Annotated in this window: 1 protein-coding gene; it reads left to right on the top strand. The window is 63.3% G+C overall.

The features are described from left to right. Window positions 1–174: 174 nt before the first annotated feature. The coding region (locus tag B879_RS24265; RefSeq protein WP_157231812.1) for an MBL fold metallo-hydrolase at window positions 175–626 on the top strand (452 nt) is incomplete at its 3' end.

Here is a 626-nt window from a genome sequence, read left to right as displayed (position 1 = left end):
GGCGCCAGCGCGGATGGTGCCGACCGCCGCTTTTTGTGGGGCAAGCGACCCTGGGGTCTGGACGGCGGATGACTTGACGCATACCCCTAGGGGTATTATCGTTTGAAGTGAAGTTCATACCCCTGGGGGTATGGAGGGTAGGCGAACCAACCACGACCATCAACAAGGAGAGACATGCTTCTGGAACGTATTTACGACGAAGACCTCGCGCAGGCCAGCTACTTCATCGGCTGCCAGGCCAAGGGCGAGGCCCTCGTGGTGGACGCCCGCCGCGACATCCAGGTGTACCAGGACCTTGCAGCGAAAAACGGCATGAAGATCACCGCCGTCACCGAGACCCACATCCACGCCGACTACCTCTCCGGGACCCGCGAACTTGCCGCCGCCACCGGTGCGGCAATCTACGTTTCGGGCGAGGGCGGGCCGGACTGGCAATACGAATTCGAAGCCGAACGCCTCCTTGACCAGTCCACCATCACCCTGGGAAACATCACCGCCACCGCCCTGCACACGCCGGGACACACCCCCGAACACCTTTCCTTCCTGGTCACCGACGGCGCCTTCAGTGACAAACCGGGCTTCCTGCTCTCGGGCGACTTCGTCTTCTCCGGCGACCTGGGCCGCCC

The sequence above is a fragment of the Cecembia lonarensis LW9 genome, assembly GCF_000298295.1.
Lineage (GTDB): Bacteria > Bacteroidota > Bacteroidia > Cytophagales > Cyclobacteriaceae > Cecembia > Cecembia lonarensis.
This window is presented reverse-complemented; position numbering and strand designations above follow the sequence as displayed.